General features: G+C 60.3%; 15 protein-coding genes. 9 read left to right on the forward strand and 6 right to left on the reverse strand.

Going from position 1 to position 16,202, the window contains the following annotated elements:
* Nucleotides 1-35: 35 nt before the first annotated feature.
* The 3 genes from FFB58_RS22310 to FFB58_RS22320 are packed head-to-tail and all read left to right on the forward strand — an operon-like array spanning nucleotide 36 to nucleotide 4,805.
* Entirely contained in the window at nucleotides 36-1,436 is a 1,401-nt protein-coding gene (locus tag FFB58_RS22310; protein WP_039030048.1) for a TolC family outer membrane protein, read from the forward strand.
* Nucleotides 1,433-3,625, forward strand: a complete 2,193-nt coding sequence (locus FFB58_RS22315) for a type I secretion system permease/ATPase (RefSeq protein WP_039030047.1) — start codon at nucleotides 1,433-1,435, stop codon at nucleotides 3,623-3,625. The genes FFB58_RS22310 and FFB58_RS22315 overlap by 4 nt, the downstream gene beginning before the upstream one ends.
* Nucleotides 3,626-3,635: 10 nt before the next feature.
* Nucleotides 3,636-4,805, forward strand: a complete 1,170-nt coding sequence (locus tag FFB58_RS22320; protein ID WP_138371049.1) for an HlyD family efflux transporter periplasmic adaptor subunit — start codon at nucleotides 3,636-3,638, stop codon at nucleotides 4,803-4,805.
* A gap of 201 nt (nucleotides 4,806-5,006) precedes the next feature.
* Here the strand turns inward: FFB58_RS22320 and FFB58_RS22330 are convergent, their stop codons facing one another.
* The 6 genes from FFB58_RS22330 to FFB58_RS22355 all read right to left on the reverse strand — a co-directional run bounded on the left by FFB58_RS22330 (nucleotide 5,007) and on the right by FFB58_RS22355 (nucleotide 12,678).
* Nucleotides 5,007-6,899, reverse strand: a complete 1,893-nt coding sequence (locus FFB58_RS22330) for a heavy metal translocating P-type ATPase (RefSeq protein ID WP_138371037.1) — start codon at nucleotides 6,897-6,899, stop codon at nucleotides 5,007-5,009.
* Nucleotides 6,896-7,942, reverse strand: coding sequence for an SPFH domain-containing protein (locus tag FFB58_RS22335; RefSeq protein WP_138371038.1), 1,047 nt, complete (start codon nucleotides 7,940-7,942; stop codon nucleotides 6,896-6,898). The genes FFB58_RS22330 and FFB58_RS22335 overlap by 4 nt, the downstream gene beginning before the upstream one ends.
* Nucleotides 7,935-8,918, reverse strand: a complete 984-nt coding sequence (locus tag FFB58_RS22340; RefSeq protein ID WP_138371039.1) for a protease modulator HflC — start codon at nucleotides 8,916-8,918, stop codon at nucleotides 7,935-7,937. The genes FFB58_RS22335 and FFB58_RS22340 overlap by 8 nt, the downstream gene beginning before the upstream one ends.
* Nucleotides 8,915-10,654 carry a protease modulator HflK gene (locus tag FFB58_RS22345; RefSeq protein ID WP_286172817.1) on the reverse strand — a complete coding sequence of 580 codons (1,740 nt, stop codon included), beginning with the start codon at nucleotides 10,652-10,654 and terminating at the stop codon, nucleotides 8,915-8,917. The genes FFB58_RS22340 and FFB58_RS22345 overlap by 4 nt, the downstream gene beginning before the upstream one ends.
* 590 nt (nucleotides 10,655-11,244) lie before the next feature.
* Nucleotides 11,245-11,637: a hypothetical protein gene (locus FFB58_RS22350; protein ID WP_138371041.1), complete on the reverse strand. Its 393-nt coding sequence runs from the start codon at nucleotides 11,635-11,637 to the stop codon at nucleotides 11,245-11,247.
* A gap of 96 nt (nucleotides 11,638-11,733) precedes the next feature.
* Nucleotides 11,734-12,678: a LysR family transcriptional regulator gene (locus FFB58_RS22355; protein ID WP_138371042.1), complete on the reverse strand. Its 945-nt coding sequence runs from the start codon at nucleotides 12,676-12,678 to the stop codon at nucleotides 11,734-11,736.
* Nucleotides 12,679-12,776: 98 nt separating this feature from the next.
* Here FFB58_RS22355 and FFB58_RS22360 point away from each other — a divergent pair, with 98 nt between their 5' ends.
* From FFB58_RS22360 to FFB58_RS22385, 6 genes are all read left to right on the forward strand, one after another.
* On the forward strand, nucleotides 12,777-13,211 hold the full coding sequence (locus tag FFB58_RS22360; protein ID WP_138371043.1) for a DMT family transporter: 435 nt from the start codon (nucleotides 12,777-12,779) through the stop codon (nucleotides 13,209-13,211).
* A 4-nt stretch (nucleotides 13,212-13,215) separates the two neighbouring features.
* A complete protein-coding gene (locus FFB58_RS22365; protein ID WP_138371044.1) occupies nucleotides 13,216-13,704 on the forward strand; it encodes a DMT family transporter in 489 nt (162 codons plus the stop codon).
* Nucleotides 13,705-13,749: 45 nt separating this feature from the next.
* Nucleotides 13,750-14,124, forward strand: coding sequence for a hypothetical protein (locus FFB58_RS22370; protein ID WP_138371045.1), 375 nt, complete (start codon nucleotides 13,750-13,752; stop codon nucleotides 14,122-14,124).
* A gap of 179 nt (nucleotides 14,125-14,303) precedes the next feature.
* Nucleotides 14,304-14,669: a DUF1870 family protein gene (locus FFB58_RS22375; RefSeq protein ID WP_138371046.1), complete on the forward strand. Its 366-nt coding sequence runs from the start codon at nucleotides 14,304-14,306 to the stop codon at nucleotides 14,667-14,669.
* Nucleotides 14,670-15,221: 552 nt separating this feature from the next.
* Entirely contained in the window at nucleotides 15,222-15,416 is a 195-nt protein-coding gene (locus FFB58_RS22380; RefSeq protein ID WP_138371047.1) for a hypothetical protein, read from the forward strand.
* Nucleotides 15,417-15,486: 70 nt separating this feature from the next.
* Nucleotides 15,487-16,202: hypothetical protein (locus tag FFB58_RS22385; protein WP_138371048.1), on the forward strand; the 716-nt coding region annotated here is incomplete at its 3' end.

Here is a 16,202-nt window from a genome sequence, read left to right on the forward strand (position 1 = left end):
TTATAAAGTTGTTCAGTTTTTTTAGGGATAATGCCATGAACAAAGTACCTTGCTGGTGGCTTGGGTGCTGCCTGTTGTCTGCGCAGGTCCTGGCCGCCGACTCGCCTGCGGTCATCAGCTTTGGGCAATTAAATGAAGATCGGGAGCTACCCGCCCTGGACGGACGGGTCGCCCTGCCGACCAGCCAGGCCGCACCCGGTACCTTAACGCTGGGCGATGCGGTGACCCGCGCCGTTAACTGGCATCCCACCATTCGCGAAGCGGTGGGCAAACTTTACGAACAGATCCAGCAGGTGGATGTCGCCAAATCGAAATATTACCCGCAGATCAGCGCCGGGTTAGACAACGGCTACAGCAACAACTCCAGCGATACCGGCTTTACTCCTTCCGTTGTGGTCTCCCTCTCCCAGATGCTCTATGACTTCGGCAAGGTCGCAAGCCAGGTGCGCGCCGAAGACGCGGGCGTGGTCCAGCAGCAGGCCAACGTTCTGCTGAGCATCGACACCATCGCCCGGGACACCGCCACCGCGCTGGTGCAGGTGCAGATGTGGCAGCAGATGGTGGAGACCGCTCAGGAGCAGCTTGAGGCGCTGGGGGCTATCGGCAGCCTGACCCGCCAGCGTAACGATGAAGGGGCGACCTCGCTCTCGGATGTAGTACAGACCGACGCCCGTATCGAAGGGGCGCGCTCGCAGCTGATGCAGTATCAGGCCAACCTCGACAGCGCCCGCGCGACGCTGATGAGCAACCTCGGCTGGAGCAACCTGAACGGGGTCAGCAACGCCTTCCCGGAAAAGCTCACCCGCAGCTGCGACATCAAAGAGCCGGACGACCGGCTGGTGCCTGCGGTGCTCGCCTCCTGGGCGCAGGCCAACGTGGCGCAGGCGAACCTCGATTACGCCAACGCCCAGATGACCCCCACCGTCTCCCTTGAGCCGCAAGTGCGTCACTACATGAACAACCGCTACCCCGGCCACGACACGCTGGACAAAACCCAGTACAACGTCTCGGTGAACGTCGAGATGCCTATCTACCAGGGCGGCGGCCTGAACGCGCGGCGTAATGCCGCCAGCCACGCGGTGGAGGCGGCGCAGTCCAATATTCAGCGCACCCGGCTGGACGTGCGGCAAAAGCTGCTGGAGTCCAAAAGCCAGGTGATGAGCCTGATGAGCACCCTGCAGATCCAGTCCCGCCAGGAAACGCTCAGCCAGCGCACCCGCGAGCTCTATCAGCAGCAGTATCTGGATCTGGGCTCCCGCCCCCTGCTGGACGTGCTGAACGCCGAGCAGGAGGTCTACCAGGCCCGCTTTACCCAGTGGCAAACCGCCGGGCAGCTTCGCCAGCTGCAGATCAACTGCCTGTATAACACCGGGCGGATGCGCAATGCCTTCGGCCTTGAAAACCACACCATTCAGTCAGTGGAGATCCAGCCATGATCCGAGACGATATCCTTTACGAGGACACACTGACGCAAGAGGCGCTGGAGCACTGGGCGCAGGCGTTTGGCTATGTCGCCACCCGCTACCGGGTGGCCTGCTCCCCCGGCGCGCTGGTGGCCGGTGCCCCCTGGCTGCAGGGTAAAAGCAAAATCCCGGCGCTGACCGGGCTGGCTCGCGAGGCAGGGCTCTCCTTTCAGCTGCTGACCAACGGCCAGGAGTCGATCAACAGCTGGCGTCTGCCGGTGGTGGTGGAGCTGGATGACGGCAAGATCGGCGTCATTGAGCACTTCGACGGCGAAGATATGCTGGATGTCTGCTTCTTCGACGGCAAGGCGCAGACCAACCGCATCTCGCTGGCGAAGATGTTACCGGCCATTCATCAGGTGGTGGCCCTGCGTCCGCTGGCGGCGCTGAAAGACAGCCGCGTGGATGCCTATATCTCAAAGTACCGCCCGGACTGGCTCTACCGGCTGGTGATGCGCGACCTGCGCCCGTACACCTACGTGATGCTGGCGGCGCTGTTCATCAACCTGCTGTCGCTGGCGGGTATTCTCTTTTCGATGCAGGTCTATGACCGGGTGATCCCGGCCCAGTCCTACCCCACCCTGTACGTGCTGACCATCGGGGTGCTGATCGCCACCCTGTTCGGTTTTATTTTGCGTATCGCCCGCTCCCACATTATGGATCTGCTGGGCAAACGCGCCGACATGCGCGTCTCTGACCGGGTGTTCGGCCACGCCCTGCGCCTGCGCAACAGCGCGGTGCCCCGCTCCACCGGCAGCTTTATCTCCCAGCTGCGCGAGCTGGAGCAGATCCGCGAGATGGTCACCTCCTCGACCATCTCCACCATTGTCGACCTGCCCTTCTTCTTCCTGTTCGTGATTGTGCTGGCGATCATAGCCCCGTCACTGGCGTGGATCGCCCCGGTGGCGGCGGTGCTGATGGTGCTTCCGGGGCTGCTGCTGCAGAAAAAGCTGGCGGCGCTGGCGAAGCAGTCGGCCCATGAATCGACCCTGCGCAACGCCGTGCTGGTGGAGAGCGTGCAGGGGCTGGAGGACATCAAGCTGATGCAGGCGGAGAACCGCTTCCTGCAACAGTGGAACAGCTACATTCAGATCACCGCCGAGTCGGGCCTCAAGACCCGCGAGCTGACCCAGGGCTTAATCAGCTGGGGGATGACCATTCAGAGCCTGGTCTACACCGCGGTGATTGTGGTGGGTGCCCCGATGGTGATCGAAGGGGAAATGACCACCGGTGCGGTGGTGGCCGCCTCGATGCTGGCCTCACGGATGATCGCCCCGATGGCGACCCTCTGCGGCGTGCTGGCCCGCTGGCAGCAGGTGAAGGCTGCCAAAGAGGGGCTGGACAACATTATGCAGCTCCCCACCGAGAACCAGCGCGAAGAGACGCCGATCCGCCAGGACGTGCTGCGCGGCCACTACTTCTTCGATCAGGCGCAGTTTGCCTACGCCGGTGAGGTGCAAACCCCGGCGCTGCGCATCAACCGTCTGGAGATCAAACCCGGCGAGCACGTGGCGATTTTGGGCCGTAACGGCGCGGGCAAATCGACCCTGTTGCAGGCGATGGTCGGCGGGATGGATCTGATCGGCGGCGAGCTGCGGCTCGACAACCTCAGCCTGCCCCATCTCGACATGGCGGACGTGCGCCGCAACGTCGGCCTGATGAGCCAGAACGCACGGCTGTTTTACGGCACCCTTCGCGAGAACATTACCCTCGGGATGCCGCGCGCCACCGACGAGGAGATCTTTGCCGTGCTGGAGATGTGCGGCGCGGCGAGCTTCGTGCAGAAGCTGGCGAAGGGGCTGGATCACCCGATTATGGAGAACGGTGTCGGGCTCTCCGGCGGCCAGCGCCAGTCGATTTTGCTGGCGCGTATGTTCCTGCGCGATCCCAATGTCGTCCTGCTGGACGAACCGACCGCCTCGCTGGATGAACACACCGAACGGGAATTTATCCAGCGTCTGGGCCAGTGGCTGGGCAACCGCACCCTGATCGTCGCCACCCATCGCGTACCAATGCTGGAGCTGGTGGATCGCGTGGTGGTGCTGAAAGAGGGAATGCTGGTGATGGACGCGCCGAAGGCGCAGGCGCTGAGCAACAGCCGGATGCAGCAGCAACAGCAGGCGAATGGCCGGGAGTGGAAAAATGAAAACCAATCAGCGTGACGTTGCGGCGATGGACGACCTGGATAACGCCCTCGGCTCCGAGAGCGGCTATACCGGGGCAAGAAGCATTGTGTTATTCAGCCTGCTGCTGTTTGTCGCCGCCGGGGTGTGGGCGTGGTTCAGCATTCTGGACGAGGTCTCCACCGGCACCGGCAAGGTGATCCCCAGCTCCCGCGAGCAGGTGCTGCAGTCCCTCGACGGCGGGATCCTCGCCGAGCTGAAGGTGCACGAAGGGGATCAGGTGCAGGCCGGTCAGGTGCTGGCGCGCCTCGACCCGACCCGCTCTGAATCCAACGTCGGCGAAAGCGCCGCCCGCTACCGCGCGTCGCTGGCCTCCAGCGCCCGTCTGCATGCGGAGGTGAACGATCTGCCGCTCTCCTTCCCGCCGGAGCTGAAGAAATGGCCCGATCTGATCGCGGCTGAAACCCGGCTCTACAACTCCCGCCGCGAGCAGCTTGAGGACTCCCGTCGCGAACTGCGCCAGGCGCTGGAGCTGGTGAATGCCGAGCTGGCCATCACCCAGCGTTTAGTGAAAACCGGTGCTGCCAGCCACGTCGAGGCCCTGCGTCTGCAGCGCCAGAAGAGCGACCTGGAGCTGAAGCTCACCGACCTGCGCTCGCAGTATTACGTTCAGGCCCGGGAGGCGCTGTCCAAATCGAACGCCGAAGTGGATATGCTCTCGGCGGTGCTGAAAGGCCGTGAAGACTCAGTGACCCGCCTGACGATGACCTCCCCGGTGCGCGGCATCGTGAAGAACATCAAGGTGACCACCATCGGCGGCGTGATCCCGCCGAACGGCGAGGTGATGGAGATAGTGCCGGTGGACGATCATCTGCTGATCGAAACCCGCCTGTCGCCGCGCGACATCGCCTTTATCCACCCCGGCCAGAAGGCGCTGGTGAAGATCACCGCCTACGACTACGCCATCTACGGCGGGCTGGACGGCGTGGTGGAGACCATCTCCCCGGACACCATTCAGGATGAAGCCAAACCGGAAGTGTTCTACTACCGGGTGTTTATCCGCACCAGCCAGGATTATCTGGTGAACAAGGCGGGCAGGCACTTCTCGATTGTGCCGGGGATGATTGCCACGGTGGATATCAAGACCGGCGAGAAATCGGTGATGGATTATATGATCAAGCCGTTTAACCGTGCGAAAGAGGCGTTAAGGGAGCGGTAGCGGAGGTAAATGCAAAACGGCAACCTGGTTGCCGTTTTTAGTGTTTGCTCCCTCTCCCTGTGGGAGAGGGCCGGGGTGAGGGCATCAGGCCGCGCCGTGGCGACCGCCGGGTGGCGGCTGCGCCTTACCCGGCCTACGAAACTGCACGCCCTTGTAGGCCGGGCAAGCGAAGCGCCGCCCGGCAAACAGACCGCACCCAAGCTAGATCCTTTCCTCAAACCGTAGCAAACGCCCCGCATTCCCCAGCACCAGCAGCGTACTCATATTATGCAAAATCGCGGCGATCACCGCGCCGGAGGCGCCTAACCAGCCAAAGGCGGCGGCGACGACGATAACCAGCGTCCAGCCGAGGCCTATCATCACGTTGATTTGCAGGGTGCGGCGACAGCGGCGGCTTAAGCGCACGCAGGTGCCGAGGCGACGCAGGTCGCCGCCAATCAGCACGATATCCGCCGATGCCATGGCGATATCCGACCCGCCCGCCCCCATCGCCACGCCGACCACGCCCGCTTTTATCGCCAGCGAATCGTTGATGCCATCCCCGACCACCATCGGGCGAAAGCCGTTGTCGATCTGCACTCTCACCTGATGCAGCTTGTCAGCGGGCAACGCCCCGGCAATCACCTGCTCAATGCCAACGCTGCTGGCGATGCGCTGCGCCACCGTCTCGCGATCGCCGGTGAGCAACAACTGCTGCTGAAGCCCCAGGTCGCGCAGCTGCGCCATCGCGTCGGGCGCCTCGTCGCGCAGGCTGTCGGCAAGCAAAATCCAGCCCAGAAAACGCCCCGCCAGCGTCAGGCCCACGATTGGCCCGTCGTGGAACGGTTCCGGCGGGATATCCGCGGCCCGGGTGGTTAATAATTCAGGCCTGCCAAGACAGGCTTCCCCCGCCGCTGTCGTGGCGGAGACGCCCAGCCCCTGATGCTCGCGCACGTTTTCAAGCGGCGGCCAGGCGCTTTGTGGCGCGATGCTGACCAGCGCCCGGCTGACCGGGTGGCTGCTGGTGGCTCCGAGACTGGCCGCCAGCGCCGCCAGCACTTCCGGCGACTCACCCGCCTGCGGGCGCAGGGCATGAAGCTGCAGTTTGCCGTGGGTGAGCGTGCCGGTTTTGTCGATAATCACCGCGTTGAGTTCGGCGAGTTCTTCGAGGAACGCCGCGCCGCGAATCAAAATACCGTGGCGCGCGGCGACGGTCAGACCGGCGACAGAGGTCGCAGGCGCCGAGAGCACCAGCGCGCAGGGGCAGGCAGCAACCAGCACGGCGAGCATCGCCTGGTTATCCTGGGTCAAAAACCAGGTGCTGGCGGCGATCAGCAACACCAGCAGCAGGTAGCGCGCTGCGTGACGCTCCAGCAGGCGGGTGATCGGCGGGCTGGCCTGCTCCGCGCTCTGCATCAGGGCGATAACGCGCCCGAGGGTGGAAGTTTCACCGGTGCGCGTCACTTCGATACGTAACCGCCCGTCGAGGCTGATCGCCCCGCCGTAGACCTCCATACCCGGTTTCACCTCCAGCGGCACGGATTCCCCGGTGATCGGCGCGGTGTCGAGGCTCGCCTGCCCGTCCAGCACGCGGCCATCGGCGGGCAAGCGGTCCCCCGCCCGCACCTCAACAACATCCCCCGCCACCAGCTCCTGATTGTCGATATCCTGCAAATTGCCGTCGGCATCCACGCGCCGGGCGCGGCTGCGGGTGAGCTTGCTGAGCGCCTCAATCGCCTCCTGCGAACCCATCACGCTGCGTTCTTCAAGAATATGCCCGACGGTCATGATCAGCGGCAGCACCGCGGCGGTAAGCAGATCCCCGGTCGCCCACGAGCCCAACAGGGCCAGCGCCACCAGCTGATCGGTGATGCCGTGCAGGCTGGGATGACGCAGGCTGTAAAAGGCGTGGCGCAGCAGCGGAATGCCGACCATCAACGAGGCGGCCCCCAGCAGCACATCCGCGACGGCAATCTGTTCCGGCGCCAGCCCGCGCCACAGCAGGCCGAGAATTAAGGTGCCGCTGGCAAACAGGGCCAGAACCAGCTGACGGGCGATGTTGCGCTGTTCCTGATGGCTTAACGCACTACCCGGCGTGAGAGAATCAATGCTCATTTTGAAGAGGGTTCCTTTTGCCCGGCCGCCTGCAGGATCAGGTTTGCATCATCCTGCGGTGAAACGGTAATGACGGAGGCGGCCTGGGCGAGGATCGCCGCCATGCGTTCACGGTACACGCGCGCCAGCAGATCCGGGTCGTGCGGCGCGTTGGCTAATCGGGTGATCATCGCGGTGTCGGCCTCGGCTTTGGCGACCTTTTCTCGCGCCTGCGCCTGGGCGGCCTGGCGCGTCTGGTCGGCCTGCTGCGTGGCTTTTTGCCGGATGACGGACGCATCGGTACTGGCGGTGGCTATCGCCTGAGACGCCTTCTGGCTGGCGGTGAGTACCGCATTAAACGCGGCGACCGTGGTGGCAGGCAGCGTTGACTGCACGGTGACGCGCTCCAGGGTAATGCCGGGTGAACTGCCCGCCTGGGTGAGGCGCTGCAGATTTTGCTCGATATTACGCTGCACGTCGCTACGCAGGCGTTCACGCTGCCCGGCGAGGTTAGTCTCGTTGCTGACCATTTCCGGGCGTGCCACCAGGATGGTATCGAGATCGCGCCCGGCGCAGACCGCTACCGCCGCGCGCTCCACCAGCCGGTCGAGGGCGGGGATCACATGTTCCCCCTGCAACACATACTGCTCAGGATTGTTGACGCGGTAGAACACGCTGATATCCAGCTGCACCACTCCCGCATCTCCGGTCAGCAAATAGCCCGAACCGGCTAACGCATCGCTGTTGTTGTCATCGCGCATATCCGCATGCAGCGCCTCAGGAGAGCGCAACAGGGCGGTAACGCGATGCTCAATCACGCGATCCGGTGCCGGAACCATCACCACCTCATCAACCGGCTTCGGCCAGCTCAGCAGTAAGCCGGGTTCGGCGACACGCTGCAGAGCGCCAAAATGCAGCACTACGGCGCGGCTGTCAGCGGGCACCTGGCGGATATTCGAAAACAGCCAGCTTGCGGCGGCCAGCAGCGTCAACCCGAGCAGGGCATAAAAGGCGAGCCGGATGGATTGCGTCCAGGGCCCGGCAGGCGTTGGCATCTCACTCATGGGTTTTATCCAGTTTCGGGCCATCCACTAACAGATGGAACGGCGCGGCATCGGTGCGCAACACCAGCCGGGTGCTTGAGTTCACCACTCCGCTCAGGGCATCGAGCTGGCGTAACAGGCTGTAAAGCTCTGGCGAGCTGGCGTAAGCCTTGCCGTAAATGTCTGCCGCCTGCGCCTGAGACTGCGCTTCAATCCCGGCGGCCTGAACCTGGGCCTGGGCCTGCAGAATGCGCGCATCGCGCTCTGCCGCCGAGCGGATCTCTGCCGCGGCACGTTTGCCTTCGGCGGTGCGCTCGGTGGCGATGGTTTCACGCTCGGCGCGCATCCGGTCGACGGTGGCGCTCAGCGTAACCGCCGGGAGCGTCAGGCGTTCGGTGCCCACCTGCACCAGGCGAATACCGTAGCTTTCCAGCAGCGGCTGGCCGATCTGGTCCTGCAGATGGGATTCAAACCGGGCGAGATGCACCTGTTTACCGTCGGTATTCACCAGCTGCGACAGGGAAAAACCGCTGGCGGTGGTCTCCAGGGCCGATCCTAAATAAGCCCGGATCTGCCGGGCCGCCTCGTCGGGCTGATTCTGTACTGCCCGCAGGAAGCGCTGCACATGTTCCGGCGTGTTATCAACCTGCCAGATAGCGTAAGACTGGACGATAATGCGCAGCCCGTCGCGCGTGCCAACATCCTGCAGGCCGCTTGAGGTGGTGCGCATGCGTAAATCCACGGATGTGGCCATTTCAAACGGCGCGGGCAGACGCCACGCCAGGCCCGGGTTGAGCAGCACGCGCACCGGGTTGCCAAAGCGGGTGATAATCAGCGACTCTCCGGAGCGGACCTGGACCAGACTGGCCGCCGCAATAAGCAGCAGCACCAGAAAACCGGCTCCGGCAAGGCGCTTCCAGCCGCCCGTTCCAGGCGTATCAGCGTGATGGCTGTGGCTACAGCCGTGGCTGCAACCGTGATGATGTGAATGGCTCAACGGGAAGGCTCCTGGGTCGGTTTTGCAGGCGCATCGCGGCGGGCTGCATCGTTCAATGTGGGAAAGTCGCGCAGGTCGATGGTCGGTGGCGTGCCCGCACCAATGCGGCTGTCGATAATCAGCAGCGGGCTGTGGCCGAGCGTCTGGCGCAGCTGGCTAAACCATAATTCGTCGATAAAAACCTGGCCGGATTGCGCGGCGGCCTGCTTTTGCGCCGCAAAACGCACCGCCGTGGCCTGCGCCGTACTGACGGCATCGGCGGCGTTCATCTGCGCCTGATTCTGGCGGGTGGTCGCCTCGATTTGCGCACTGGCCGCCAGGTCTGCGGCATGTCCGCGCTCGCGTGACACCAGCGCCTGAGCGGAAATTTGTGCCGCCTGCACGCCGTGAAACGCATCGGCGGCCCCGGCCGGCGGGTGAATGGCTTCGACCACGGTGGAGAGCAGCTCCACGCCGCTGTGCAGGGCGTTGAGTTTTTGCTGCACCGCCCGGTTAATCTGGCTGGCCAGCAGGTTGCGCTGCTCGCCAAGGAGCTGTTCCAGCGTCATGGAGGAAAACTGATGCACCAGCACCTGGCTGGCGGTGCTGCGGATAAGCGCGGGCAGATCGTTGCTGCGATAGGTGGCGGCCAGCGCGGCGTCATCGCTTAAGCCGATGCGCCACATAAACCGCACGTCGCTGTTGATAATCTGCAGGCTTTGCTGGTCATCACTCTGGCTGGCGATGATCTGGGCTTTATCAAAGCTGTGGATCGCATCCCAGAGCCGGTCCGCGCTTTGCGGGGCGTTACCTTCGGCACTGGTCAGCGGCTCGGCGGCGGTATCCGGCTCTTCTCCGGCGGCCAGCTCATGCACCTGACCGTTCTCGGTCAGCATCACCCGGCCAAAAGGCCACGGCAGGCCGTAGTGCAGCCCGGCGGGTAACACGGCCATCGGCTTACCAAAGCGTTCGTAGATCCCGCGTTGGGTCGTGGCAACCTGCTGGAAGCCGGTCAGCAGCCAGCCGCAGATCGCCATTATCGTCATCACCGGAATAAACGCCCGCTTCAGCACCCTGAGCGCCCAGAGCTGGCGCAGGTCGATGCCGAAGCGCTGATGGATCTCGTGCTGTAAAAACAGCAGCGGGCGCGGGGGCCAGACAAGCTGTGCGGCCAGCTGGCTTTTAGCCAGATAAACGGGTTCAGCCCCTTCGGCTCTGGGGGGCATAAACAGCGAGAACAGGCTGCGCAGCAAAAACTCCAGGGCCACCAGCAGCACCAGAACCGCGGGCAGATTAATCAGCAGCGCCGTGTTGAGCGTCGGGAAAACGAACGCCGGTAACGAGAGGCACTGTACCGCCATCACCATGCGCAGTATCGGCGCGATAGCCTGTGCTTCCGGCCAGGCCTCGCGGGATGTGGCAGCCAGATGACGTTCAGCGACCAGGGTGATGAATATCGCTGCGGCAATCACCCCCACCGCAATCCAGCGCAGCCTGCCGTCATCCAGCGCGACGTAATGACTGCCCCACCCTGCCAGCACGATGAACATCACAATGGCGGCCATCATGACCAGTCCTGGTCCGTCGCTGGTTAGCAGGACACCGAGGCGCTGATAAAGCCACGACGGCGGGGGTGTGTCTTCCGGCGCGTTCTCAGGGTTCGGCGGGTCGACAATATCCGCGCGCCAGTGGCAAATTCGCTGGGTGTGATGCCACGCGACGGCTAACAGCGTCAGCGCGGCGGCGTTGCTGCTCAACAGCGAAGGCCATCGCGAAGATGGGGCAAAGAATTGCACCATCAGCGCGGCGAGGAGCATAAGGAAAATGATTGTACCGAGCCCAAAAACTACCCGGGCGGCAAGCCTGGCCTGCGAGGACGCTAATGAATATCGAGCAGAGGAGTGCATGAGGTTTTACTTTCGGACGCAAAAGGTGTGCGTCACCGTGGCTTATTGTTACCGTATAACGTATCACGGCCATGAATAAGCAGTAAACGAAGCGCAAGTAACCATTTGTACAATGTGGAGGTAAATGCAAAACGGCAACACAGGTTGCCGTTTTTGGTGTTTGCTCCCTCTCCCCGTGGGAGAGGGCCGGGGTGAGGGCATCAGGCCGCGCCGTGGCGACCGCGGCACCGCCGGGTGGCGGCTTCGCCTTACCCGGCCTACGAAACCCCGCCTTTGACCTGGTAGGCCCGGCAAGCGCAGCGCCGCCGGGCGTTGCCGCATCCGGCACGGAATAACCTCCAGTGCAGCATGCTCCCCTCACCCCAGCCCTCTCCCCAAAGAGGAGAGGGAGCCGACCATGCCAATATTTACCCCCGGGAGAGAGCATCCCGCCTGGGATATCACCGAAACATCAACGGCAAGGTTTCGCCAGGCTTCTGCACCCGGGGTGCCCCTGCTTTAAAGGATGGTTCGATAAAATCAGGGTGATGAACAATATGATTCGTTGCCAGATTAAGCGCGCAGTTCATCTCATACAGCAGCCTTTCCTGTTCAGAGGCGCTGCTGCCCGCCAGGTTCTGCGTATACCCTTTCACCTGTATCAAATTTTCCGTCATGCGCAGGTTCGCCAGCTTGCACTCCTCCGCGTGCTGACCGGCGGACTTCAGCTGTCCCCGGCTCTCTTCCAGCGCCGTTTCAAGCTTATCAACCTCATTGGTGAGTCGGGAAACCATCAGGAAGAGGATGGCGACGCCTGCAAGGACCGGAACGATTAACCACCATGACACAAACATGTGAATCACCCTGAAAGATAATTAGCGTAGTTACAGTCTTATTAGCAGGGTGATTTAGAGCAATAATAGGAATTCATTAGAAGCGCCCGCGCGCCTTTACTTCTTCACCGCAGATTGCCAGTACAGCGGCGTGCCGAAAAATTCCACGTAGTAATCAATCACCGCCCGCACATTTAACGGCGGGTGCCGCGCATTGGGGTAGATCGCCGAGATATTCTGCGGCTCGGTATTGATAGCGGCCTCGTGGCCCGGCAACAGTTTCACCAGCTCCCCGCTCCTGAACCGGTCGCCGATAAGCCAGTCCGGAAACAGCACGATCCCCATCCCGCCCAGCGCCGAGGTCAGCAGGGTTTCCGCGTTATTCGATGACAACAGCGGCGACACGGGATAGTGAACCCACTCCCCGCCGGGCTCGCGCAGCAGCCAGCGGTTTGGACCGGACGAACCGCGATAGACAAGGCATTTATGACGGGTAATGTCATCCGGCGCCTCAGGCGCACCGTATTTGCGCAGGTACGCAGGCGCGGCGGCGAGGTGATAAAACTGCGGCCCGAACACCCGGGCGTGAAAAGAGGAGTCGGTCAGCATGCCGATGCGAAAGATCAGGTCGGCGGCATCCCGATGGGGATCGATATAGTCGTCCGTCAGCGTCAGCTCAATGCTGAGCCGGGGATAACGCTCCGCCAGGCCCGCCAGCCCGGGGGCAATGTGCCGCTGGCCGAAAAATACCGGGGCGTTGATGCGCAGCAAACCGGACGGCTCCTGCTTGCGCTCATCCAGCTCCCGCCGCGCGTCGTCAAGATTGCCAAGCATCAGGCGGGCATAGCGGATAAAGAGATGGCCGTTTTCGGTGGGGATGATCGCCCGCGTGTTGCGGTAGAAAAGCTGCTGGCCGAGCGCGTCCTCAAGCTGATGGATAACCCGCGAAACCTGCGACGCGGCCATCCCCTCCCGGCGCGCCACCACTGAAAAATTCAGGGACTCATAGACCTCTTTAAAGATAAGCAGCCAGCGGATGCTGATGTTGGCGGTGTCTGGCATTGATGCATTTCCTGCACAAGTGTTTAGTGCATTATGGCATTTTTCTCACGGATGTTCAGGGGTACGCTTCCCGGCCTGGATACAAGAGAAGAGTCACTATGCGACATCTATTGATTTTACTGGTTATTGCCGGCGGGATGGGCCTGTCCGTCGAGGCTGGCTTACTGGGGCCACTGGGAAGTGAAGTGGGCGATCTGTGGGCGACGTTCAGCATCTTCGGCGTCGGTGCCGCCCTGACGTTTCTGCTGATGCTGTTTTTCAGCCCCCGCAACAGCCCGTCGTTTTTCGCCCAGCCTGCATGGCAGCTTCTGGGCGGCGTCCTCGGGCCAATCTACGTGGTCATTCTCACGGTGGCGACGCCTGCGATCGGTATCGCCATGACCATGATTGGCATCCTGGCAGGCCAGGTGTTTAAAAGCCTGATCATCGACCACTATGGCCTGCTGGGCACGCCACACCGAAAAATTGACACCAGACGCATCATCGCGCTGATATTTATTATTGCCGCGCTGGTGCTGGTTGCACAGGGGTAACGCTATGACATTTATCATGATTATTCTGGCGGTGATTGGCGGTGCCACGCTGAGCGTTCAGGCCGCCATCAACGGACAGCTGGGCAGCAAAGTGGGCGTGTTCAAAAGTGCATTCCTGACCTTTTCCGTCGGCGCGCTTATCACCGCCCTGCTGATCGTCTTCTTTGAACCACCGCATGCCGTCACGCTGATGGACGTGCCGAAATGGCAGCTGCTGGGTGCCCTGCTCGGCGTGCCCTATATCGTGATTATGGTGCTGGCCGTGCAGCGGATCGGTACCGCGGTCGCCACGGTGGCGGTGATCTTCGGCCAGCTGACCATGAGCATGCTGATCGACAATTTTGGCTGGCTGGGCAATGCGGCTATCCCCTTCTCGATGAGCCGCCTCGGGGCCGTTGTCTGTCTGGGCATTGCGCTGTGGTTTATCTACTCCAGCAGCAAAGTGCCAAAAACTGAAGAAAAGATATCTGTTAAAGAGGATGCTTGTTCATAATAGCCAACGTGAATCCCGCGAAATGGCTAAAAAGGTGTTGATGTGATGGAAGAATCCACATTAGAAGAAGAGTTTAACCGCCGTGTTAAGCAGCTTAGCGAGCGCGCGAAAGCAGCCGGTACCAACGTCAGCGAACTGTGCCGCATAGCTGGCGTCAGCCGCACTACGCCCGAGCGGTGGAATAAACGGGTTCCGAAGTCCATCACCATTTTTGATTCGGTTTTCCAGGCTCTGCTGGATCTCGAACGAGCCAAAGGAGAGGAGGAAGAGGCGTTTAAAAATCTCCCGCTTCGCGAGCAGGAACGCCTTAAAGCCCAACGAAAAGAGCTCGAACGAGAAAAAGAAAAAGAGCGCCGTTTAAAGCGCAATGAGGCGCGCAGGGAAAGCCGCGCGCGACTGAAAAACGCGCAGCAAGACTAAGGGCGACGCAGGCTTATCTTGTGGATAGCCCAGCAAGTACGCAGGTTGCGGCCACGCTATAAAGTTACTTGTAATATTTGCTACTGATGAGAGCCCTCATTTATCATCTGACTTTATATTCAGATGCCGCAATATTGCCGGCACATAGCTGCGACTTATTATCAGAAGTGGATTAATAAATGAACAGACTCGCTCTCATTGCGTGCAGGCGCATACTTTTCCTTGAGGTTGAGGAGGCGGCGACCCACATTGCCGAAGTCTCTCAGCGCACCTGGCGTTACTATGAGTCTGGTCGCACCCAAATTCCTGGCCATCTTGCTGAGAAAATGGAAAAACTTCTCCAATATCATTCTGTTATGAAAGATCGCATGTCGAAAGAAGCGGACGAATATCGTCAGAAAGGGGAAGGCAGACAGGCCGTTCCGTATTATCTGACCTTCGAGGACTATCAAAAAGAGACGGGTCTCGATGATGTGATCGCTTTTCGTCTCGATCAGTCGGTTAAGGCTGCGCTCTACCTGGAAGATAAAGTCGTCTTCTATTAAACGTTAACCAGCCGCACTACTGCGCGCATGACTCCTTCGCTGTAACTCTCTTTATCGCTCTCTGCCTGCTCTCACCACACTTCTGATTTCCGTTCTCCGCACGGGCCCTGCTCCTGGCTTGCCATCCTGGCAAACCGCTGTGCCAACGTGGCACAACCTTTCATATCTTAATTGTATATATTTGCAATCGTCACATTTTAATTAATCATAAAAGATAAATATAAAGTTCCTAAAATGGAACTTTAACAATAGATGTTAAATAAAGAAATGTTTCTATAACAGATATGTTATTGCCAGTACCCTGCCGAAAATCACGCAAGCTCTTTTTAATCATTTCATTCGAAGATTCTCTACAGCCAGCAATGACAAGGCCTTAAGGTTAAGTCATACAAATAAAATAAAATGTTTTGAGAAATTATTAAGTTAGTTGAAAGGCTATATTCAAAAGTAAAAAATCATTAAAAAGGATATTGCCGCCCTACAAAATTACGAGTAGTCTCCGTTCCGCTTCTGGAACACCCAGTCAGCCCCCTGCAAAACGGAGCATGACAAATGGCCGCAACACGTGGCGTTCGGGCGGGAGTATCGGCAAATGCGAACAGTGAATGGGTCGTGTTTACCGCGAAATTGCCCCAGGCATTAAAGAAGAAATTAAAGATTGCAGCCGCTGAATGCGGCCAGAAGCAGCAAGAGATTGTTGCTCAGGCTGTTGAGATGTGGATGGCGGCGAACGGCTTCAATAAGTAACCGACAAATTAGTAGTAACCGACAAAACAGTAGTAACCGACAAAACCGACAAGAAACGAAGATATCAAACATGAAAAAAACAGTATTAGCAGTGCTCGTTGCCACCGCGACAGCCTCTGGTGCAGCCCAGGCATCTAACGTTGATGTGGACAATGTCATCAATACGGTTGGTGCAGGCACTAGCAACATCTCTGCTCCAGTCACGCCGACGCAGGCAGAACTTAAAGCCCGCTTTGCAGAGTTGAAGCACCAGCAATTCGAAGGTAAATCCCGCGAAGCGCAGAACCGTATGCGTGTTGAGGCCCAGGGCCAGCACGTTGATTACAACGCGGTGGTCGTGGCGGCTCACGATGCTCAGGCTCAGATTGTGAAAAGCAATATTGAAGCAGCCCGCATCAAGGCTGCTGATACTGCGAAAGGTGAAGCCCTCACTCAGGACAATATCGACCGCACTGCGTCTCAGAATGGCGCACTGGCTAACGCCCGTGAAGCGTCTCGCATTCAGCCCCAGATTGATGCGAAAGAGCGTGTTGTTGGTCTGGCTAAAAAAATAGACAACGTGAACCGTAACCACGATCAACTCGTTGCCTTAATGCAGGCGCAGGAAGTTTCTCGAACTGCCAGCCAGCGTGTAAACGTTGACCAGGCTGCTGCTGATGCCCGCCTGAACAGCATGAAGCCGGTTGTTGACCAGGCGGCGGCTGATTCTCGTCTGAACAGCATGAAACCTGTTATCGGCGAAGACGCCGCTGTTTCCCGTCTGAACAGCATGAGCGTCGATCCGAA

Origin of the sequence: Enterobacter sp. MF024 (assembly GCF_005843915.1) — a bacterium.
GTDB lineage: Bacteria > Pseudomonadota > Gammaproteobacteria > Enterobacterales > Enterobacteriaceae > Enterobacter > Enterobacter barmai.